Origin of the sequence: Deinococcus sp. QL22, from assembly GCF_023370075.1 — a bacterium.
Classification (GTDB): domain Bacteria; phylum Deinococcota; class Deinococci; order Deinococcales; family Deinococcaceae; genus Deinococcus.
The window spans coordinates 634,005-655,054 of the sequence record NZ_CP097150.1 but is presented as its reverse complement, the minus strand read 5'-3'; the positions used below and the strand labels follow the sequence as shown (position 1 = coordinate 655,054).

Sequence of the window (21,050 nt, the reverse complement as noted above, 5' to 3'; positions counted from 1 at the left end):
ATGAGTCTAGGAGTTGTAATGTTCCCCCATGAAGACACTGGATGAGCCGCTGCAGGTGGCCAGGATGTACTACCACCTGAACCTCAAGACTGAGGAAATCGCCGAGCAACTCGGACTGTCACGCAGCCGCGTCTCCCGGTTGCTCAGCCTGGCGAAAGAGCAGGGACTCGTCGAGTTTCGCATTCATGATCACCGACAGCAGGGCCTCGAGCTGGAGCGGCATATCGAACAGCAGTACGAAGTGCCACGGGTGCTGGTGGTCCCGGTCCTGCCGGACGCCAGCGTCGCCGCGCGCACCGCGAAGGTCACGGCCTTCGCGGCGCACTACCTCAACAGCATCATCCAGCCGGGCGACATCATCGGCCTGGCGTGGGGCGCTACCATCTCCGAACTGGCCACCAAGCTCATCCCGCGTCCCCTGCCGCACATGCAGGTCGTGCAGATCAACGGGTCGGGCAACAGCGGGCACGGGTTCACGTACGCGGCGGCGATCATCACCGCATTTGCCGAGAACTACTGCGCCCGGTCCAGCCTGTTGCCCATTCCTGCGTACTTCGATCACGCCGAGACGAAGGAGGCGATGTTCCGGGAGCGCCTGATTACCCGGGTGCGTGACGAAGCGGCCAGGGCGTCCATCGTGTTGTACAGCATTGGTGTTCCCGATGCCCAGTCCTACATCTACAGCTCGGGTTACCTGGAACAGGACAACTTGCGCGAACTGCACCAAGAAGGCGTTGTCGGGGACATTGCGACCATGTTCTTCCGCGAGGATGGGACGTACCGAGACATCCGCATCAACCGCCGTTCCAGTGGCCCGGAACTGGCGTCCCTGCGCCAGCACCGGCACTCGATCTGCATCGTTGCGGGCGACAAGAAATGCGCGGCGATCCGCGCCGCCCTGCGCGGCAAGTTCATGAAGACACTGATTGTCGACTCCGCCACCGCGCGCCAACTGCTCGGCCCGGAGTAAGAAACGCGGCCCTCCTACCGCAGGCCGACTTCCCCGACAAGCGTTTAGGGCTGCCCCGCTATTGCGTCGTTGAGGTTAAGCGGCTTCAGCTTGGCGTTCGAACTCGTGAGGCATCAAGTCGCCCAGTGTGGAGTGGCGGCGCTGTCGGTTGTAGAAGACCAAGGTGTATTCGAAGATGGCCTGCCGAGCCACCGTGCGGTTCTCGAAGATGTTGTCCTCGAACAGCTCCCTTTTCAGGGAGCTGAAAAAGCTCTCCACGACAGCATTGTCCCAGCAATTCCCCTTCCGGCTCATGCTCCCCTTGGCTCGCAGGCGGGCCAATTCTCCCTGAACTATCCGACTGGCGTATTGACTGTTCCAACGCGCTGGTCTTAAGCCATGTACTTTAGTGCAAGCGGCTGTGAGATCAGACATTTCGGCAGAGAAGGTAAAAACTACCCTGCAACCGATACGGAATGAAAGGCGACCCGTCCAAGAGAGAGCGGCGTAAGGGTCATAGCGTCAAGGCGACTTTAGTCGCTTCCAAACCCCTGTACTTTCAGTGCAGGGTTGTTTAGTTCCACGGTCGCTGTGACGAAGCAGACCAGGCGCTGGACAGCGACGCAGCACTGCCATCTGGAGGGCAGCAAGCGGCAATGTGGCTGGCATATGGGCGTCCATGGCATAGCCCACCACCGCGCGCGAATGCAGATCGAGGGTGACCGCCAGGTACCGCCAGCCTTCTTTCGTGGGAACAAAGGTCAAATCGGAAGCCCAGACCTCACCCTGCTGTTGGACGTCGAACTGACGGTCCAGGAGAGTCGGGCAGACCGGAAAGGGATGGGTACTGTCTGTCGTGCGCACCCAGCGTCGTTTGCCTCTGGCCCGCAGACCCCCAGTACGCATCAGGCGGGCGACACGCTTCCTGGAGATATGAATCCCCTCTGCACGCAGCTCAGCGTGAATGCACTGGGCTCCATAACGCCCTTTGCGGCGCTGATGGATTTCAGGGATGCGCTGCTGGAGCAGCGCATCCCTGTGCCGTTGATCGGAGACAGGCCTTCTTCGCCAACTGTGATAGCCGCTCACCGAGACCTCCAGCACGCGACACATCACGTCCAGGCGGTATTGCAGACGGTGATGGTGGATGAAGCGGTACCTCAGCGTATGGGCCGTGACTACTGGAAAATCTGAAAGTTGCGTTAGGAAGCCAAGTTACAATTTAGGAACGAAGCCCGTGACGCCCTCTTCTTAGCAGCAAGACGCCCGCGCTGAAGCGGGCAGAGGGGCGGATCATCGTCTCTTCTGCTCCGTCCTTGCGGCCCGGTAGAGTAACGTTACCGACAGCACCACGACGCTGATGAGCAGGCTCAACACCGTCCACTGCATGGCGTCACCGCTCACCCCTCTACCAGACGCTCCACTTCCTGTTTGATCACGTCGGCATGGCAGACCAGCGGCGCACACCAACAGATGAGCAGCAGGCTCTCTCCTGCCCGCACGCGTTCAACTAGACCCTCTAAAGCACGGGCTTGGGGGGTGTCCGCCTGAAGGCGGGTCGGAAGCCATTGGCGGTAGAGGATGATCGTGTCCCTTCGGGTGGCGCTTTTATTGATGACAAACGGGTTGCCGAGGGTGCTGAAGTCTGCGCCAAACGCCGGTTGATAGGTGGTCTTGCGGCCCACATAGATCGGCGTATACCCCTCTGGAAGGGGCTTGCGGGCGTTGTGCACTGTCACGGTCATGATCTGTTCAATCGTACAGCCGTGGCTGTGCCGTCCAACACAGTTCCTCCCCCATGCCGTCGCTCTGCTTGCGACACCCGGTCTTGGTGGGAGGCGGCGTCCAGCAGGTCAGCGAGTTCCACAGGAGGTCACGCGGATGCAGAGGCTGAGGGTAATGGAGTATCCCGCCAATACGGATGTTCTCTCTTTTAGGATTTAGCCTCGACTTGGTTTCTCCAATCGCATCACGTCGTCTGTATCGCGGATTTCGACCGGCAAGCCCTCAGCGGTAATGACCTCAGCGGATGATCCCCGGCGACCCATCACCTTCTGGATTCGGATGGTCACACCTCCATTGATCTTGATGGTGTCTCCCTCGTTGAGTTTATTGGTGGTGACAGATTTCCAAGTCATACCGTGATTCTTCCACGGCCAAGACACTCCCCAGCCAAAGCTGGGGCAGGGGCGTCGTTAAGCTCTACTTCACCACAGCAGCGCGTTCCAGATTCAGGGCCAACAAGCGGGCCAGAACCTCGTCTTCGGTTAAGGGCCACTCCCAGCCGTAAGCGGCGGCCACCGCGTGGTCAAGGTGGGTATGGGCGGTAACCAGTGCGGAGCCTGCCTTCTTAACATGCTTCTCGAAGGCGTAGGCCTCGCCCGTGAGGTCGCTGCTGGGCCTGGGTTCACCGAGCAGCGCGCACAGGTCATGCCAGTGTTCCTGATAGGCGGCGCGTTCCGAGAGCTTGGGAGCTAGCTCCCGCCATTTGGCGGCGAAATCTTGAGGTTGCATCTGCGGCACAGCATAGAGGCGACGGGCTGGGGACACCGGCGAGGTTGCCTCCCACAGGAGCAACCTCAACTCCAAGGCGATTGTGTCCGGCGAACGCCAGATGCTCTGACGACCAGCAAGGCCATCAAGACGCGACGTTGACGCGCATCTGAATTGCTATCAGCTTGCTGTTGAGTTCCATGATTTCGATTCTGGCCGCGCGTTCTTCTACTCGGTTGTAGCCCAGCCAGACGGCGGCCCGGAACCGGGCCTCGGCCAACACAATCTGGCGCTGCAGATCGGTTTCGACCTCTGCGAGGTCAACGGTGTCACACGGCAAACTGTTGAGCCACTGTTGCCAGTCTCCGGCCCTCATGTCCGGCCTGCTGCGAAGTGAACTGCGGAGGTCAAAATCAAGAGATTCATGCATGGCAACGTACCGTGAGAACGCTTGTAGAGGGCTAAATTCAGGCTTCAGAAATCGGTGGTCCCCCATATCCTGAGTAGCATATGAAGGTCAAGCAAGGGCGGTAGTGAGTCCGCCCGTTAACGAAAAACGCCCCGCTTGCCAGCCAAAGCTGGGGCGGGGGTAAGGTGCAGGCAAGGCCCACGCAAGTCTTGAGGGACAAAGCAACCTGGCCTGTGTCAACGCCGGCCCATCACCCTCTCTGCACCCTGAGGGTGGACACCGCCACTCAGAGGGCCAGCAAGGTTTGAACGATCTGTTCGAACCCCGCGCCTTCTCGAGGCTTTTCCAGATACGTCGCGGCCCCTGCTCTAGTACGGCCTGCACGTCCGCTGGATGGGCATGACTGCTCCAGTACACCACCTGAATTGGCACCGGACACTGCTGCTGAAGCTGAGTCAAGATCTCGAGCGCCGTCTGGCCTAGGATGTGCATATCCAACACCACCAGGTCAGGGGGGTCGGGCGTTTGGCACAGGGCAAGGGCACTGTCTCCATCGGAGACCGCATCCACTTGGATGTCCGGGGCCTGGTCCTCAAAAGCGAGCCCTAAGAGCAAAGCATCTTCCAAGGAGTCCTCAATGATTAACACCCGGCGCACGTCAAGCCCAGGCGTCATCAACCTCGCTCCTGGGCAGCAATCCACATACGGCTCAGCTTAACGGCACCGAGGAGGGAAGGACTTTAGACACTGATCATCTGAGACCAATCGGGCAATCGAGCCCCTGCCCAGAAGCCAATGCACTTCTCGATCTGCTCAAGGAAGGTGTGGAAGTCATTGGATTTGGTGAGGTAGGCACTGGCATGCAGGGTGTAGGCCCGAGTGATGTCGTCGTCATGGGCCGAGGTCGTGAGCATCATGACGGGAATGAAACCTAGTCTCGGCTGGGCTTTGAGAGCAGACAACACCTCAAAGCCGGTCATCCCTGGCATATGGATGTCCAGCAGGATGACATCCGGCAAACGGGCTTCAGAATGCAGGAGAAGTTTCAAAGCCGCGGTGCCGCTCTCCACCGTCTCCAGGTGACAGGGGGCGTCTAAAAGCTCGAAGGCGGCCTGCGCCAATTGACGATCCAGAGGATTGTCATCGACCAGCAATACCCGCAGAGGTCGGATCATGACACCAGGGCCAGCATGTTCCGAAGGCTGGAAGGATGGGTCATGGTTTGAGTGTACGGGAAGCTCTTCCGGTGGAGTGTATGTTTTAGAGGGTACGAACAGAGATCAAGATCCCTGCTCCAATTAAAAGCTGCTCCGGCCTGCCCGTCCAAGCCGGGGCATTTCGCCGGAGGGACAGATTCGGCTTGACCTACCCTACAAACCACTTACGCTCTCGGTGTCTTTTGTGCCCTCTTCTGCGCCTAAGCTTTCATGAACTAGAGTTGAAGAAAACTAAAGCCAGTGGGGGTACGCTTTGAGCAGCCACCCCTCACAACCTACACATCTCACCGTGGCTAGAGGCTCTTCGGAATGCACCCACGACTCACCCGTTCCCTGCTGGTCGGAAGCGCCCTCATCCTCTGGCTGACCGCCTGCGGTCAGTCTCCCTCATCTGGTACCGCCAATCCGTATGCAGGTGGAGTGAGTTACCCCTGGTCATACACCGCCTCTCCACACCAGCTCACGCCACTGAGCCTGACCGCAGGAGAAAACAACCTGTACTACGAGCCGATCCTTGCTGCCCACAATAGTTGGGGCCCCATCGAGATCGACCGCTCCAACGGCGAGCAACAGGCCGGAGACGGCGAGACGCTCACCCTCAACGAGGTCACCTACACCCGTGGATACGGCACCCACGCGGGCAGTGAACTGCGCTTCAGCCTCAAAGGCACAGACGCGACCTGTACTCGCTTCACCAGCCAGATCGGCATTGATGATGAAGTTGGCAGCCTGGGTACTGTGGTGTTTGAAGTGTATCTGGATGGCCAGAAAGCCTACGACAGCGGCACCATGATCGGGGCGAGCGTGACCAAAACCGTTGACCTCAATATTACGGGAAAACAGGAATTGCGCCTGGTGGTCACCGATGCAGGCGACGGCATCGACTTTGACCACGCCAACTGGGCCAAACCCATGATCTTTTGCGTGGCCACCACACCCCAACCCCACCCCCACCAATGGCAGCCTCGACGTGAGCTTTCAGCGCCTGCCAGACCGCCCCATCGGATTCGACGGCGCCCTGGCACCGGAGGGTAAGATCCTGGTACGTGGGAGTGACCTGACGACCCGGCAAAACCCGGATGGCACCCTCAGTTATGGGACTGACGAGATCACACGGTACACCTCCGACGGCAGCGTCGACACCACCTTTGGGCAGGGTGGGCGCGTCTTGTTGGAGCCGCGCCATGAGAACTCCGGTGACCAAAAAGTGCTGGCACAGTCTGACGGTAAGGTGCTCGTCACTGTGAGGCCCGTCGGTTCCGCTGGGATCCGGCGCTACCAGGCCGATGGCTCCCTCGATACAGGCTATGCACAGAATGGCACCTTCGTGACGCCCTACTTCGTGCGCACGATGGCCCTCCAAACCGACGGAAAGTTGATTATCGCCGGGTCGGAGCTCGGGGGGAAGTGGCTCGTTCAGCGCTTGAATCCCAACGGCACCCTGGACACTGGGTTTGGCGTGAATGGACGCGTCACCTCTGTCTTCCCCGACACCAGTGGACGCCTCTCTTACGGCGCAACACCCTCGGACAGCGTGGTACAGACGGACGGCAAAATCCTCGTGGTCGGGGCCAGCGCCTTTGAGCAGGTCAGCGGCCGCTACTACAATTTCAGTCAAAGAGAGCTTGCTCTAGCGCGCTATAACTCGGACGGCACGCCGGACGTGACCTTCAGTGGCGACGGCCTGCTCACAGACGCGTTTATTCGGTCGAGCGAGAACTACCTGAATCAGCCGAATGCCGTGGCCATCCAAGCGGACGGAAAGATTCTGGTCGGCGGTCTGGCCCGTGTGGAAAGTAGTGTGGAGCAGGAACGCTTCGACGGCGGCGCGCTCGTTCGCTACACGCCTGGCGGCACGCGCGATCCCGCCTTCGCGTCTGGGGGAGTGGCACTGTTCATCAATAACGGGCCAGCGCCCTGCGCTGGCATCGCGGCGGTCGCTCTCCAGCAGGACGGCAAGATCCTGGTCGCTGGCCCCTATTCAAGTGGCACACTCAACAACGTGTATCAAGCCTGTGCCCACCGTCTGCAGCCCAGCGGGGTGCAGGACACCAGCTTTGATCCCACGCCTGCCCGAACCAGCAGTGGACAGGCAATTCTGGTGCAGCCCGACGGCCGTGTCCTGTTCGGCCTGCACAACATGGTTCGTGTTTGGCCCTAAAGACCGGTCTCTGCGTGTCTGGAGACATTGGGTTGGGTGATGTTGCTTGAACTTGACCCACGGCAAGTCAAGGCTCAGGCGGACTGGAAGCTGAGGTCAGCTCTGCTGCAACTGTTGACACTGTTGACCTAGGAAAGCTGCGGGTTCACGCCAGAGAAGTATTGGTACTCCGTTGACTCTTGAGATGGGAGTCCGTTGACTTGCTTTGATATTCCTAGCAACACGTTGTTTTTCGCCGCTTGGATGGATTGATCTCAGCGACGAACACGGCCTCTAACTCGTTCACTAGGCTCAGTAGACCTCTTGCGAAAGTCGTGGGCTAAGCTGGTAGCGTGGAGCGAGACCGTCTGACACGCACGCTGAAGATGAACCGCAAGCAGTTTCGTCGACGCACCGGGGTTTCCCCGGAAACCTTTGCCGAGATGGAAGAGGTGCTGACCCTCCGCGATGGACGGAAGAAGAAATCTGGCCGCCCAGCCGCGCTGAGCGTGGCTGAACAGCTGCTGATGACCCTAGAATTCTGGCGTGAGTATCGAACCTTTGCACACCTGGGTGACGATTGGGGTGTGCATGACGATGGCGTGCACCGCACGGTGCAACGCGTGGAAGCGGCATTGATCGCCAGTGCGCACTTCCAGATGCCCAAGAAACGCGTAATTCAGGAAGCGCAGCTCGTCTATAGCATTGTCGCGGTTGATGCTTCTGAGGTCCCGTGTGAACGGCCCAAAAAAAGCAGGGCGGTTGGTACAGCGGGAAGAAGAAGCGCCATACCCTGAAGTTTCAGGTGCTGATGTGCACGGTGACACAGCGCCGTGTTGGGCACCGCCACGAGTGCTGGGGCCGTTCATGATCTGAAGCTGTTCCGTCAGTCTGGCGTGCGGCTGCCCAACGAGACGGCGCTGATCGGGGACGCTGGATACCAGGGACTCTGGCGGAGCCACGGGCATGCCATCACCACCCATAAGGCGACGCGAGCGTCGCCTCTGTCAGCCGAACAGCGCCAGGATAATCGTGTGCTGGCGCAGACCCGGCAGGGGATCGAGCATGTCATCCGTCGCATGAAAATCTTCCGCGTGTTGAAGGGCGTGTACCGACATCGGCGACGTCGGTTTGCACTCCGGGTTCAGCTGATCGCTGCGCTCTGTAACCTCACCCGCGCACGTCCCGCCTGACTTTCGCAAGAGGTCTAGTCAACGGAGTACCACTATTGATATCGGTAGAAATTGAAGTTGCCTTAATTTCAAGGCGGCACGCTGGGATACGTCCAGCACAAGACCTGACTTGATACCACGACTCAGATTTACACCTGTATCAATAGAGCTCTGCGGCTCTTGTCGCGGCGTCAGCAGCACGGGCAGCGTCAGGGGAGAGCCCGACTTGGTGACCCGTCGGACTGCCTTCAATCGCATACGGATCACCTTCTTGGATGACGCAGGCCGCTTCGACATCCTCTGGCCATTGGGGGAGGGTGCTCGTCCGCGTCGTCAGGATGTCAGGAACACCATCAGCGCGATAAGGCAGGCCCTCTGGAGCGAAAGCAGCCCCCCGCTTGAGTCGCTGCCCTGAGCAGGAAGGGGCACACCCTGCTCTGTCATTCAGCTCAGATGACCCTCTCAACCAGAGCATAGAAGTGCCCCCAGGCGTTAGGACGGTCACAGTCGCTCACCTGAGGGCGGTCATCTTCCTGAAGGTAAAGGGGCGGGGTTTACTGATTCGTGCTCTACGTTGTGCTCATGCCTCACTCGGAACGAGCCGTCCTGCGGTTAACAATAGGCTCTTCGAGGATCAAGAGAAGAACCGCAGCAGCAAAAGCTAGGGCCGAGACAGCCAGCCACATGGGGGTCGACCCAACCGAGGTCAGGAGAGCGCCGCCTATGAGCGGTGCCATCAGGCTGGCCAACCCACTCATGCTCCCCACCAGACCGATGTAAGTCCCACGCAGAGTCATCGGTCCCAGCTCGCTGATCACCGTCTTGCTGATGCTGTAGGCCACGATCTCACCGACCGTCCAGACCACGACCGCGAGCATGTGATCGATCAGGGTCTGCGCCCAAGCGTGGCCCAGAAAACCTATGCCCAGAAGCGCGGCGCCGACGCTCTGCCACCGAGGGTGGTTGCTGCGCGAGATCAGGTGGCCCAGCGGGAGGCCCAGCACCACGACCAGTGCACCATTCACGGCCAACACCTGGCCATATTGCAAGGGGGTAAAACCCTGCTGAGCGAACACGACCGCCAGCAATTTGTAACTCTGGTACGTCAGTCCGAACAACAGTGAAGCCAGACAGAACCACCACAGCAGCGGGTCATGAGGGAATAGAGTACGGCGTTGGGCTTGGGCGCGGGTTGGGCGAGCAGTCTTTGGGTAAAAGAGCGCCAGAAGCAGTGCATAAGCGGCCATGGTCGCGGCGTCCAACCAGAACAAGAGGCGGAACGACACGCCAGCCAACCAGCCACCCAGCACTGGCGCCGTGGCCGCCCCCACATTAATGGCCCAGTACAGCAGGGTATAGGCCTGTGTCCGCTGCGTGCCCTGGGTCAAGTCCGCCACCGCCGTACTCGCCGCAGGCTTATACAGGGCGGAGAGCAAAGAGAACCCCAGCACGCCCAGCACCAGCTGAATGAAGGAAGTCGCAAACGACAAGGCGAGTGTCATAGCGGCTCCGCCAACGAGCGCCACGATCATGGTGAAACGGGCGCCCCGACGGTCCGTGAGGGAGCCGCTCAGTCCCTCGGCCACGAACCGTCCCAGGCCCAGCATGCTCAGAATGACACTGACCTCACCCACACTCAGCTTGGCACTCGCCGTCAGATAAAAACCCAACAGCGGCACCACAAACTCGCCCAACCGGTTAATGAGCGTCCCCCACCACAGTACCCAAAAGCCTCGTGGATAGGCTTGGTAGGCGCGGTGTAGGGCAGTCATATGTGTCATCCTACGTCGCACTGAGGGCCAGCCGCGGTCACATGCCTCTAGAGCCGGAGCGAAATGACAGGCGATCAGAACTTTTCCAATGAAAAGGTGTTGACGTGGCTGTGTGGCCTGAACTGGCGTCCTGGCAGGCCGAGTGCAAGGATGGCCTGAGACAGAGCGCGTTATAGCGCGTGCGGTGAAAGCAGGGCAGGTTTCAGCACGTCTCAACTGAGAGAAAAGACCGCAGCGAACAGCCTGAAAGGGAGAGCGCATGAAGAACCTGGGTTGGCCTGTGCTGCTGATGCTGGGGACACCCCTTTACGGGATGTCGATCTCCTGGGTGGGGGCGAGCAACCAGATGATGCGGCCACTGTGCAACGTGACCTTGAGTCCACCCCGCACGTCATACGTGCCCGCTGGAACCGCGCTGCCGTCGCTGCGCCTTCCATCCCAGAACCCGCGCCATGGAAACCCACGCGGTGCACCGTCGTCCGCACAGCCGACTGTTCCATTGCTCTGGCCGAAGGACGGCCAACCGCCGACCACGTCCTGAGTGCGCCGGTCAACCACCTGCGTGATGAACTGACACCGCCACGCCCCCTGAGCTTGCCAGAGCGTCAGATCCGCCATCAACTCGAAATCAAAGTCAGGCCCAGTCCGCCCATTCCGGCGTTTCACCTCCAGCTGAGCAGGGCCGTCTCCAGCCCCTGATGGCACCTGAAGCCAGGGCATCGTTCGGAAGCGAACTCGGTTCAGCGGGAGATCTGCCCTGAGGTCAGCAGCAGAGCGGGAGAAGAGGCCGCTTTGGGATCTTGAGATGGGATGCAGAGAGCTAGGACAAAGAAGAAAGGCAATCCCTGGGGATTGCCTTTGATTTCTCTAGGATAGTGCGGTATTCAGAGAAAATCAAACTATGCAGAGGGACGGTCTTAGGTTCAAAAAATGATCAGACTTCACCGTCACCCTGCGATTCTCAATGCCTATTCGGTGGACAGAATTCTGGAGTTAAAGCAACACTACCCATAGAATTATCCAATTGATGGTGCTACTGACCGATCCAGTCAATCGTCTGCGGTGCGTCACGCAAGTTCTTGATCTCTCCGGTGGAGGCGGTCAGCTTCAGCGCGGCGGCCGTACTGGCAGTGGCGTTCAGCAGCAGTGTCACCTGGCCGTTCGCGCCAGTCATGGTTTCATATTTCACCGTCTCGTCGGGGGCAATGGTAGCCGCGACGGACGTTGCCTTACCGTCCATCAGGCTGGAAATCACGTAAATTGGGGCTTTGCCCGTGTTTTTGACCTCCCAGGTCACAGCCACCCCTGCCACCGGGTTGCCGTCCTTATCTGTGGCCAGGACAGGAATCATCACCTCGCCCACGTCATCGCTGGCCACGGTGGGGGTCTGACCCGTACTGACTGGGGAGGTAATTTCGACATCCTGAATCTCCACCTTGGCCACGGGGCCAGCCTGAACAGGAGCGGCAGGTGTGGGCTGCGGCTGGGCCACAACGCTCAGTGGCAGGGCGGGAATGTCGGAAATGGAGATCTGGGCAGAGGCCATGGGCAACAGCAGGGCGGCAGTCAGGATCAGATGACGCATGTGAAACTCCTTTTGAAGAGTGTAGGCAGAGGCAGAGGGACAGGGTTCAGGCGGGCAGGATATACAAGCCGTTGCTGCGGAAATCCAGGTGGACATCGCTGCCGTTGGGCAGAATGGTGGCCTCGGAGGACGGGGAGATCAGCACGTCTCCAGCAGACGTTTCGATGGTGTACTCGGTCATGGCCCCCAGATACGCGCCTGAGGTGATGCGCCCAGCCAACCCGCTCTCGTTGAACGAGATGGATTCGGGCCGCACCAGCACGCGCACGTCCCCAGTGGGGGCGCCGGGTTGCGTGTAGGGCAAAAAGACGTTGCCAAAGCCGAGCTGCTGCCCGTCATACGTGGCCTGTAACAGATTGGCCTCGCCGATAAAATCCGCGACAAAGGCGTTGGCAGGGCGGCGGTACAAGTCTTCGGGCGTACCGATCTGCTCAATTTTGCCCGCGCTCATGACCACCACCACGTCCGAGATGGCCAACGCCTCGGCCTGATCGTGGGTCACATACACGGCGGTGATGCCCAATTGCTGCTGGATGGCGCGAATCTCGTTGCGCATCTGGCGGCGCAACTTGGCGTCCAGATTGGACAGCGGCTCATCGAAGAGCAGCACTTTGGGCTTCATCACCAGGGCGCGGGCCAGGGCCACGCGTTGCTGCTGCCCACCTGACAGTTGAGAGGGAGCGCGGCTGCCGTAGCCGCCCAGCCCCACCAGTTTCAGGGCTTCCTCGGCCGCCTGCGCGGCGTCGGGGCGGCGGGCCACGCGCAGGCCATACGCGACATTCTCCAGCACACTCAAGTGCGGGAACAACGCGTAACTCTGGAACACCATCGTCACGTCGCGCTGCGCCGCCGAAAGCTGGGTCACGTCCTCATGGTCAATCGAGAGCCTGCCCTCGGTAATGGTCTCCAGCCCGGCGATCATCCGCAGAATGGTGGTCTTGCCGCAGCCCGATGGGCCCAGCAGGGTGACCAGCGTGCCGGGTTCCACCTCCAGATTGGCGCTCTGGACGGCGGTGGTCTTACCGAAGCGCTTGGTCACGCCCTCCAGCTTGACCGGGGCGGCTTGACTGTTGGGGACGGTGGGGCGGGATTGGATGGCGGTCATGGATTCCTCTCAAGAATGCTGTTCATACACTTATCCCCGCCTTCGAGCCCGTGCGGCCCACGGCCCACGTCATCAGGGCAATGACGACGGCCAGCGTAAAGACCAGCAGCGCCGACAGCGCCGCCGCGTCCCCGAGTTGTCCGCGTTCGACCATGCTCAGCACTTCGCTGGTGACTACCTTGTGGTCCGGCGAGATCAAGAAGATGATCTGCGAGATGGCCGTCATGGCCCTCACGAAGGCGAAGATCAGCGCCGAGATCAGCGCGGGGCGAATCAGGGGCATCACCACCCGCCACAGCGTGGTCAGGCTGCCTGCACGCAGGGTGGTGCTGGCCTCCTCCAGCGCCGGGTCAATCTGACGCAGGTTGGCGACGGCAGAGCGAATGCCCACTGGCATGTTGCGGAAGATGAAAGCGACGATAAGAATCAGCATGGTGCCGGTCATATACGCGAAGCCGCTGTTCAGTGCCAAGATGTACCCGATACCGATTACGGTGCCGGGCACGGCGAAGGACAGAAGCGAGCCGAGTTCGATGAAGCCGCGCCCGAAGAATTTCTGCCGGGTGATCAGGTAGGCGATCACCACACTGAGGATCAGCACGGGCAGGCTGCTGATGGCCGCGATCTTGAGGGTGTTCAAGAACACGCCCAGTGAACCCACCGAGAGGTTACGGATGTGCTCGGTGGTAAAGGTGTTATCGAAGCCCCACAGCTTCACCAGGGCCCCAAAAAACATGCTGCCGTACACCGCGCCTACGAACAACACCCAGACCATGAAGACCAGCAACAACACACGTTCCAGCACGGGTGGCAGCGGCGTTACCATGCCCTGTGCGGGCTTGCCAGTGATCGTGGTGAAGCTGGTGCGCCCCAGCCACGCCTGCTGCGCCAGAAACGCTGAGACGCTCAGCGCGAGCAGCACCGTGCCGTAGACCGACGCCTCGGCCGGGTTAAATTCCACCGCGAAGTACACCTGCGTCGCCAGGAAGGAGCCGCCCATCACGAACGGGTTGCCGAAATCGGCCAAGCTTTCAATGATGGTCAGCAGGAAGGCATTGGCCAGGCCGGGACGCACCAGCGGCCAGATCACGGTTTTCAAGACGTGCCAGCGGCTCGCACCCAAGGTGACGGCTGCCTCCTCCAACGTGCCGTTCAGACTTTGCACCACGCCCACCAATACCAAGTAGGCAATCGGCGTATAGGCCAACGTCTGCGCGATGCCCACGCCCAGCGGCCCCAGCAGCGCGTCAGTGTCCAGGCCCAGGAGGCCGCTGGTGATCAGTCCCTGGCGGCCCAGCAGGAAAATAAGGGCGAAGCCAATGACGAAAGGCGGCGTAATAATCGGCAGCAGCGAGAAAATCCCCAGCAGCTTGCCCGCCGTGATGCGCCGCCGGGTCAGCCACCACGCCACTCCTATCCCGGCCAGCACGCCCACGCTCTTAAACAGCAGCCCTAGCCCAGCGGTTTGTGATGTGCTAGATGCCAAGGATCCAATGGCATATCCCGCCAGGGCCAGCGGCAAAAACATGTAGGGCCCGAACGGAACCCGGCTGCGCGTTCCCAGGAGCGTGAAGGCCAGCGCCAGCGCGGTGGCCGCCGTCGCAACGCTCACTGCCAGCAGCACGCTGTTGCGCAGCGCCCCAAAGCCGAAATACAGCGCGGCGAAGATCCCCACACCCAGCGCCGCCAGCGCGGTATTGCGCACTGTGGCCCAGACCGGACGCCGCCGCCAGAGAGACACGCCCAACCCGGCCACCGCGCCCACGACGGTGGCCACCAGGGCCAGAGTTGCCTCGCTGCGAACGGTGGTTTCGTTCTCCAGCACGAAGAACGCCGGAGAAGTCAGTACACTGCGAAATGCCTCCAGCGAGAACCCTGTCTCCCCAAAAGCATTTCGCAGCACCTTGAACAGTGGAAACATCACGAACAGGATCAGAAACAGGCCCACCCACAGCGTGGAAATGGCAATAAAACGGTCGGCTTTAATGATCCCCGTATCCGACAGCGCTATGCCTGTGACTGACAGCAGTGCCAGCGCAGTAATGAGCGCCCCCAGATCAGCAGGCTCGTTCCTGAACACGATGAAAAAAGCGGTCACCAGAAACCCGGCCAGGGCGGCAGCCAGCATGGGCGGGGCGCGGGTGGCACGGCCCACGAAGCTCAGACCCAGGGTAGCGATGAGGACGATCAGCGGCACCCACAGCACAGGCAGGGTTCCCAGCAAACTCAGGCCACTCGGCCCGCCGGCCAGAAAGACCCGGCCCTCACGCGCCCAGGGGAGGAAAGCGAAAGCCAGCAGACCCAGCAGTGGCCACAGCAGCAGGGCAACCTGAACTCCGGCGCGATTCCTTTCCGAAGTGGGAGGAATTACCGCCGTGGTAATGGGAAGACCTCCTTGGTCCAGCGCGAGATGATGCGGGCGCGGGTGGCACTCTCGCCCCATTTCCCGAAGTCGTAGTCGATCAGCTTGATCTTGTCCAGTTTGGGCGAGGCCGCAGCCACGGGGGTCTTGGCGTTGGACTGAATCTGGAACGACTGCACCGTCGCCGCCAGCTTCTGTGTCTCGGGCTTCAACACGAAGTCGATGAACTGCTTGCCTGCCCCCGCGTTGGGGCCGCCGGTGACCAGGCTGACACCCCCGATTTCCGTTCCCGTTCCCGCCTTAGGTGCTACCGCCCGCACCGGGAAGCCGCGCACGTTCTGAGCCACTGCGTCGTGCATGAAGGTCACGCCCACGGCCACCTCACCGCGCGCTGCTAAGAACGCTGCTCCCGAGCCGGGACGGGTGTAGCCATTCCGCGGCACATTGTTGTGAATCTTCTTGAGCAGGTCAAACGCCTTATCCTCACCGTAAATCTGAATCAGGGTAGTGATCATCGTATACGCCGTGCCGGAGGTATTGGGGTTGGGCATAGCGACGAGGCCCTTGTACCTGGGATCGCCCAGATCAGGCCAGTCGGTGGGGGCGGGCAGGTTGCGCTTCTTGAGCACGGTGTCGTTGACCGCGAAGCCCAGTGCCCCGGTGTACAACGGGATATAGGCATTCTTGACCTGTTGGCGCAATTCAGGATACAAATCGTTCCACGCCCTAGGCTTGTAGTAGGTCAGCAGCTTTTCTTTCGTGCCTGCTTCGTGAACGTCGCCGGTGCCGCCGAACAGCACGTCAAAGCCAGGGTTGGCCTTCTCGGCGCGGAGGCGGGCCAGTGACTCGCCTGCCGACAGGCGCAGGAACTTGGCCTCGCCGCCAGTCTCTTTCTTGTAGGCATTGGCCACTGCCTGACACCAGTCGGCCTGTGCGCCGCAGACAAAAGTCAGGTTGCCCTGCGCGCCAGCCGTAACCGCTGTGGCAAAGAGAGTAAGGGTCAGCAATCGTTTCATGGAGCCTCCTTGGAAACTAGGGGCGAGGAGCGAGGCCGCCGTGCAAAGTACGGGCGGACTGGGCGAAAAACAAAATGTGGTTCGAGCCCAGTCTGCAAAGCGCCGGGATGAAACTCAAGCTTTAGTACATTGATTTCACGGGCGGCACGTGACTTTGGTGTCACAGGCGGATCTTTGCGGCTTCTACAATGCGGGGCAGATGAATGGATGTTGCCGTCAGTTGATCGGACGCTGGGTAACCCTGCTGGGGGTGGCCTGCATCGGTGCGGCTGGGGCGGGCAAGTCAGCGTCGGCCCAGAGCGCTGCCGTGCCCGCTCCTACCCGGATCGAGTTCTGGCACATTTTCCCCGATGCCCCACGTCAGGGCTGGATCCGCGAGCGTGCCGCCGCCTTTCATCGCCTGCGCCCCGATGTTCTCGTCAGGCCAGTCGCCTACGCCAACTATCCGCAGGCTTTCCAGGCACTGGCCACGGCCGCGCGCACGGGAAAAGCGCCCGCCCTAGTACAGATCTCCGAGGCGGGAACCCAACTGGCCGTGGACAGCATGCTCTTCCGCCCTCTTCCTCGCGCCGCCGCTGCAAAGCTCGGTGATTATCTGCCGGCCGTCCTGAACTATTACCGCGTGGGAGGCCAGCTCTACGGCCTGCCCTTCAACACGTCATCCCCGGTGTTGTACGCCAACAACTCGCTGTTGAAGAAGGCCGGTCTGGGGGGGAGGCCGCTTCCCGATACGCTTGAACTGCTGACGCAGACCTGTGGCGCACTCAAGCGCGGGGGCAGTGCTGGCCCCTGCATGACCTTTCCAGTGGACGCCTGGTACTTTGAGCAGTGGAGCGCACAGCAAGGGGCCTTGTGGGTCGACGGGAGCAATGGACGGCAGAGCCGGGCTACGAGGACTTTCTTGATGGGGGAAGCGGTCGCGCGGCCTCTGCGCTGGCTCAGTGCGATGCAGCGGGCTGGATATTATGTCAACACCGGCAAGATCGAGGACAATGCGGGCGCCACCCAGCTCTTTCTCAAAGGCCGAGTGGCGTTCTTGATGACTTCTTCGTCGCGTATCGGCCAAGTCTTGGCAGGCAGCCGTCAGCGGGGGTTCGCCGTGCAGGTGGGCCGGATGCCCGTGCCACAGGGGAGTCCGCGTCAGGGGATGGTGGTCGGTGGCAGCAGCCTATGGATCCCACGCGAGATCACGCCGCGGAGCGCCGCCGCCGCCCAAGACTTCGCGCTGTACCTGACCGGCACGGCCAACCTGGTGTCCTGGCACCGCCTGAGCGGCTACGATCCTCTGCGTCAGAGCAGTGTGAACCTGCTGCGGCGGCAGGGCTGGCTCCAGCCTGGTCAGGCACATACCGTGGCCGTCGATCAGTTCCGAAGCACGCGTGCTTCACCCGCCACGGCGGGGGCGTTGTTCGGCAGCTTCTATGAAGTCCGCGCCGTGCTGCATGCGGCCATCGAACGCGTGCTGGCAGGCGCGGAGGTGGCTGCCTCGCTGCAGGCGGCGCAGACCCGCGCCGACCAGATCATCCGCGCCTACAATGCGCGTTTCTAGTCCCGGATCGCTGCGCCAGCCCGCGCTGGCAGACGCGGCGCGACTGGCGCGGGTCTCGGTTCCCCCGGCCCGCTGGCGCAGGCTCCGGATGTGGCAGCGCTTCTTTCTGAGTCAGGTCATGGTGTTTACCGTCCTGACGTTGATGTTGGCCGCCGTACAGTACACGTCCCTGACGGCGCGTTCGCGCCAGGAATTTGGGGAACGTGCGCTGATGCTGTCGCGTACCGTTGCCAACACCCCCACGGTAAAGGCGTATTTTGATCGCCCAGATGTGCCGCTGCCCATTGACCCCCTTCTTCAGCGCATGCGGGCAGACGTCGGGGCGGACTTTCTGGTGGTGGGCGGACGCCTGGGCATGCGTTACGCCCATCCCTTTCCCCCTGTTCTGGCACAGCGCATCAGCACCGGAGGTGGGCTGGATGACGTGCTGACCGACGGCGACCCAGTCGAGGTGGGGGTGCAGCAGTTCCGGGACTTCATCTGGGGCAAGGCGGAGGTGCGGGGCACGTCCGGCAACGTCATCGGCCTGGTATCCACGGGCTTTTTGCTGCCCACCGTCCAGGCCGGGATCGCGCGGGTGATGTGGGGCCTGCTGCCGTGGTACGGCCTGGGTCTGCTGTTCGCGTTGCTGAGCAGCCTCTACCTGAGCGGACGGTTGCGCCGCGACCTGTTTGACTTGGAACCCGATCAGATTTCTGGACTGATCTCGCAGCATCACGCGGTCCTCACCGCTCTGCAGGACGGCGTACTGGTGTTGGCGGGCGGGCGCGTGACCCTCGCCAACGCGCGGGCGCTGGCTTACCTGCGCGTATCCGAGGTCTCAGCGCTGCCCGCCCTACCTGAACTGTGGCCTGAACTCCACGAGTTGTTGGGCGGCACGGGCCAAGCCTCTTTTCAAGAGCGGCCCAGTGAGTGGCAAAAACAACCGGTCCTGCTTACCTGTTATCCGCTGCCCGGTGACCGGCGGCTCGTGCTGTTTCGCGGCCGTGCCGAGGCTGTGCGGCTGGCCGAGGAGTTGACACAAACCCAACAGTACGTCGAGTTGCTCCGCTCACAGACCCACGAATTTACCAATCGTCTTCACACCATCGCGGGCCTGATGCAGATCGGCCGACCTGAACTTGCTCTGCAGGTGATCCAGCGCGAGGCCAGTCAGGCCCAGCAGGTCAGTGACAGCGTGGCGGGCATCGCCCCTCCGCAACTGGCGGCCCTGCTGGCTGGCAAGATTGCCCGCGCCCGCGAACTGGGCATTCATCTGCAGGTCGACGCGGCGTCGGCTCTGGCCGACCACTGGCCGGAACCCGTCATCGATGCTTTGCTCCTCATCACCGGCAACCTGGTGGAGAATGCTTTTGACGCTGTACAGAGCCAATCTGAATGCTGCATTACCGTCATGATTGGCGAGGACGCCGAGGGCCTGCAACTCGAGGTCCGTGACTGTGGGCCGGGCATAGATCCACAGCACTTACAACGGCCCGGTTTTTCCACCAAGGGGCCGGGCCGTGGACAGGGACTCAACCTGATCCGCCAACGCCTGTTGGGTCTGGAAGGTCAACTGGATTACTTCAGAACTTCCAGCGAGAGCGTCTTCATTGTGAGCATCCCGGCAACGGGGGATAGACCGTGACCACCCCTCTCAGCCGCGTGATGATCATCGAGGATGACGACCTGGTCCGCACCATTCACCGGACGCTGGTCGAGGACACGCCTGGATTCCAGGTGGTCAGTGCGGTGGGTACCCTGGCCCAGGCCGAGCAGGACCTGCAGCACCTGACAGTTGATCTCCTGATGGTGGACATCTACCTGCCGGACGGCAATGGATTGACTTGGGCCAGCCAACTGCCGCGCACATCCACGAGCCCCGACGTCATTATGGTCACCGCTGCCAATGATCTGCCCACCGTTCAGGCGGCCGTACGCAGCGGGGTCCTTGATTTTCTGATCAAGCCATTTGACCGCCACCGGCTTCAGACAGCCTTCCAGCGTCACAGTCAACGCCGCGCCGCTTCCAGTGCGGTTCACCTGACCCAGTCTGGTGTAGACCGATTGCTGCGCCATGATCCGGTGACTCATCTGCCTAAGGGCATCGACGCCGCTACCCTTGCCAAAGTGCAGTTGCTGCTGGAAAAAAGCTCAGAGGCTTGGAGCGCTGAAGCGGCAGGTCAGCACTTGGGTGTGAGCCGTATCACGGCGTGGCGGTACCTCGAGTATCTCGTGGTCCTGTCGTTTGCTGGCGTTGACGTGCAATACCAGCACACCGGCAGGCCACTGAAACTGTACCGTCGAGCGGAAGTGCTGTCATAAGGGTTGTGGCAAGTTGGAGGACACTAAATTTTGGGGCAGCCGTCGCCAGCGAAGCTATTTCTAGAAGCTGAACCTGACCAAACGCACCATTGAGGGGAAGTCGATTTTGCACACATGGAGTTCAGCCCGAATCACAGGAGGCAGCCCATGACCCAGCGCAAAACGCATACGGACGCCAGTGACGTTCCGCTGCGATGACCTCCTGTTCCACCTCAGAGGAACGTCGCTACGTCTGGGCAGCGTGGAACGTTGCCTCAGCCGATGCCCGCTCTATAGGAGGGATGGTCCGGTCCATGGTGCACGGCACATCTTGTCCCGTGGAAGCGCAGACTTAGGGAGGAGCTTTGACCTGCAACGGCACCGCAGTTGCTCGTTGATACAAGGCATAGAGATGTTCTCGGTCGCCCTTCCGGAGCTTGAACAGAGCGGCGACGGTTTGATTATCCGTAGGTTGCAGACCTTCACGTTTCAGGGCGTCCATGGTAGCGAGGTCGAGTGGCTACCTGGCCAAGGTGGGCGCCGCTCTTGGACGGCAAAATCTCGCACCGTGACCTTGTCCTTACCCTGCCCTACGTTCCCTTCCACCCCAAGCGCTCCATCAGGATCACGCCCTAGCTTGGGCCGATGCTTGCCTGCCAGATCAGTCGTTCGATCCCGACATCCTGGCCCCGAAAATCGGAAAAGTGGATCGCACTTTTAGGCTGCTGGCGAGCGCACGGCTGCATTACCCTGAGAGTCGCCGGGGAGACATCAAACAGGTATACCGCCCAGACCTGGATCCGCTCGTGGATCATCTCGCGTGATAAACAATTTAAGGCCAGGAAACTGAGATTTCGAGCAATCAAAGCCCTCCTTTTAGCGGGGCAAAAGTGCACTCATTGCTCAACTTCCGCTGGACTGCTGAGGCTCTTTCGTAAATTAGTCAATGGTCAGCCTTCGAAGTCTTCGGTTGGTCATACCTGTCATCTAGAGATCCG

Annotated in this window: 20 protein-coding genes and 2 pseudogenes; 8 read left to right on the top strand and 14 right to left on the bottom strand. The window is 60.9% G+C overall.

Annotated elements, in window-relative coordinates; all coding sequences use genetic code 11:
- Nucleotides 1–28 precede the first annotated feature (28 nt).
- On the top strand, nt 29–970 hold the full coding sequence (locus M1R55_RS19385) for a sugar-binding transcriptional regulator (RefSeq protein ID WP_249394556.1): 942 nt from the start codon (nt 29–31) through the stop codon (nt 968–970).
- A gap of 75 nt (nt 971–1,045) precedes the next feature.
- On the opposite strand, the pseudogene M1R55_RS19380 reads toward M1R55_RS19385, so the two are convergent.
- From M1R55_RS19380 to M1R55_RS19345, 8 genes and pseudogenes are all read right to left on the bottom strand, one after another.
- A pseudogene (locus M1R55_RS19380) lies at nt 1,046–1,324 on the bottom strand (transposase); the annotation flags it as partial.
- Nucleotides 1,325–1,528: 204 nt separating this feature from the next.
- Nucleotides 1,529–2,119, bottom strand: a pseudogene (locus tag M1R55_RS19375) (IS3 family transposase); the annotation flags it as partial.
- 230 nt (nt 2,120–2,349) lie between these two features.
- On the bottom strand, nt 2,350–2,694 hold the full coding sequence (locus M1R55_RS19370; RefSeq protein WP_249394555.1) for a DUF4326 domain-containing protein: 345 nt from the start codon (nt 2,692–2,694) through the stop codon (nt 2,350–2,352).
- Nucleotides 2,695–2,889: 195 nt separating this feature from the next.
- Complete coding sequence (locus M1R55_RS19365) at nt 2,890–3,087, bottom strand: hypothetical protein (RefSeq protein WP_249394554.1); 198 nt, start codon at nt 3,085–3,087, stop codon at nt 2,890–2,892.
- Between the two features lie 64 nt (nt 3,088–3,151).
- Nucleotides 3,152–3,463 (bottom strand): hypothetical protein, encoded by a 312-nt coding sequence (locus M1R55_RS19360; protein WP_249394553.1) that lies wholly within the window; start codon nt 3,461–3,463, stop codon nt 3,152–3,154.
- A gap of 124 nt (nt 3,464–3,587) precedes the next feature.
- The gene (locus M1R55_RS19355; protein ID WP_249394552.1) at nt 3,588–3,872 is read right to left on the bottom strand and encodes a hypothetical protein; all 285 of its coding nucleotides are present in this window, start codon (nt 3,870–3,872) and stop codon (nt 3,588–3,590) included.
- 87 nt (nt 3,873–3,959) lie between these two features.
- On the bottom strand, nt 3,960–4,526 hold the full coding sequence (locus M1R55_RS19350; protein WP_249394551.1) for a response regulator: 567 nt from the start codon (nt 4,524–4,526) through the stop codon (nt 3,960–3,962).
- 65 nt (nt 4,527–4,591) lie between these two features.
- Nucleotides 4,592–5,026 carry a response regulator gene (locus M1R55_RS19345; protein ID WP_249394550.1) on the bottom strand — a complete coding sequence of 145 codons (435 nt, stop codon included), beginning with the start codon at nt 5,024–5,026 and terminating at the stop codon, nt 4,592–4,594.
- 351 nt (nt 5,027–5,377) lie between these two features.
- Here M1R55_RS19345 and M1R55_RS19340 point away from each other — a divergent pair, with 351 nt between their 5' ends.
- From M1R55_RS19340 to M1R55_RS19325, 4 genes are all read left to right on the top strand, one after another.
- Nucleotides 5,378–6,103: an NPCBM/NEW2 domain-containing protein gene (locus tag M1R55_RS19340; RefSeq protein ID WP_249394549.1), complete on the top strand. Its 726-nt coding sequence runs from the start codon at nt 5,378–5,380 to the stop codon at nt 6,101–6,103.
- Nucleotides 6,039–7,229 carry a hypothetical protein gene (locus M1R55_RS19335; protein WP_249394548.1) on the top strand — a complete coding sequence of 397 codons (1,191 nt, stop codon included), beginning with the start codon at nt 6,039–6,041 and terminating at the stop codon, nt 7,227–7,229. The genes M1R55_RS19340 and M1R55_RS19335 overlap by 65 nt, the downstream gene beginning before the upstream one ends.
- A 365-nt stretch (nt 7,230–7,594) precedes the next feature.
- Nucleotides 7,595–8,005, top strand: a complete 411-nt coding sequence (locus M1R55_RS19330; protein ID WP_249394547.1) for a transposase family protein — start codon at nt 7,595–7,597, stop codon at nt 8,003–8,005.
- A gap of 36 nt (nt 8,006–8,041) precedes the next feature.
- A complete protein-coding gene (locus tag M1R55_RS19325) occupies nt 8,042–8,401 on the top strand; it encodes a transposase family protein (protein WP_249394546.1) in 360 nt (119 codons plus the stop codon).
- A gap of 566 nt (nt 8,402–8,967) precedes the next feature.
- Here the strand turns inward: M1R55_RS19325 and M1R55_RS19320 are convergent.
- The 6 genes from M1R55_RS19320 to M1R55_RS19295 form a co-directional block, all read right to left on the bottom strand.
- Nucleotides 8,968–10,152 (bottom strand): MFS transporter, encoded by a 1,185-nt coding sequence (locus M1R55_RS19320; protein ID WP_249394545.1) that lies wholly within the window; start codon nt 10,150–10,152, stop codon nt 8,968–8,970.
- Nucleotides 10,153–10,458: 306 nt separating this feature from the next.
- Nucleotides 10,459–10,872, bottom strand: coding sequence for a hypothetical protein (locus M1R55_RS19315; protein ID WP_249394544.1), 414 nt, complete (start codon nt 10,870–10,872; stop codon nt 10,459–10,461).
- Between the two features lie 313 nt (nt 10,873–11,185).
- Entirely contained in the window at nt 11,186–11,737 is a 552-nt protein-coding gene (locus tag M1R55_RS19310; RefSeq protein WP_249394543.1) for a hypothetical protein, read from the bottom strand.
- Nucleotides 11,738–11,783: 46 nt separating this feature from the next.
- A complete protein-coding gene (locus M1R55_RS19305) occupies nt 11,784–12,842 on the bottom strand; it encodes an ABC transporter ATP-binding protein (RefSeq protein ID WP_249394542.1) in 1,059 nt (352 codons plus the stop codon).
- Nucleotides 12,843–12,864: 22 nt separating this feature from the next.
- The gene (locus tag M1R55_RS19300; protein ID WP_249394541.1) at nt 12,865–15,285 is read right to left on the bottom strand and encodes an iron ABC transporter permease; all 2,421 of its coding nucleotides are present in this window, start codon (nt 15,283–15,285) and stop codon (nt 12,865–12,867) included.
- A complete protein-coding gene (locus M1R55_RS19295) occupies nt 15,210–16,220 on the bottom strand; it encodes an ABC transporter substrate-binding protein (protein WP_249394540.1) in 1,011 nt (336 codons plus the stop codon). The genes M1R55_RS19300 and M1R55_RS19295 overlap by 76 nt, the downstream gene beginning before the upstream one ends.
- A 199-nt stretch (nt 16,221–16,419) precedes the next feature.
- Here M1R55_RS19295 and M1R55_RS19290 point away from each other — a divergent pair, with 199 nt between their 5' ends.
- Genes M1R55_RS19290 through M1R55_RS19280 form a run of 3 tightly spaced genes read left to right on the top strand, consistent with a single transcriptional unit; the run spans nt 16,420 to nt 20,073 of the window.
- On the top strand, nt 16,420–17,769 hold the full coding sequence (locus tag M1R55_RS19290; protein WP_249394539.1) for an extracellular solute-binding protein: 1,350 nt from the start codon (nt 16,420–16,422) through the stop codon (nt 17,767–17,769).
- Nucleotides 17,756–19,396: an ATP-binding protein gene (locus M1R55_RS19285; protein WP_249394538.1), complete on the top strand. Its 1,641-nt coding sequence runs from the start codon at nt 17,756–17,758 to the stop codon at nt 19,394–19,396. The genes M1R55_RS19290 and M1R55_RS19285 overlap by 14 nt, the downstream gene beginning before the upstream one ends.
- Complete coding sequence (locus tag M1R55_RS19280; protein ID WP_249394537.1) at nt 19,393–20,073, top strand: response regulator; 681 nt, start codon at nt 19,393–19,395, stop codon at nt 20,071–20,073. Before M1R55_RS19285 ends, M1R55_RS19280 begins: the two co-directional genes overlap by 4 nt.
- Nucleotides 20,074–21,050: the final 977 nt, after the last annotated feature.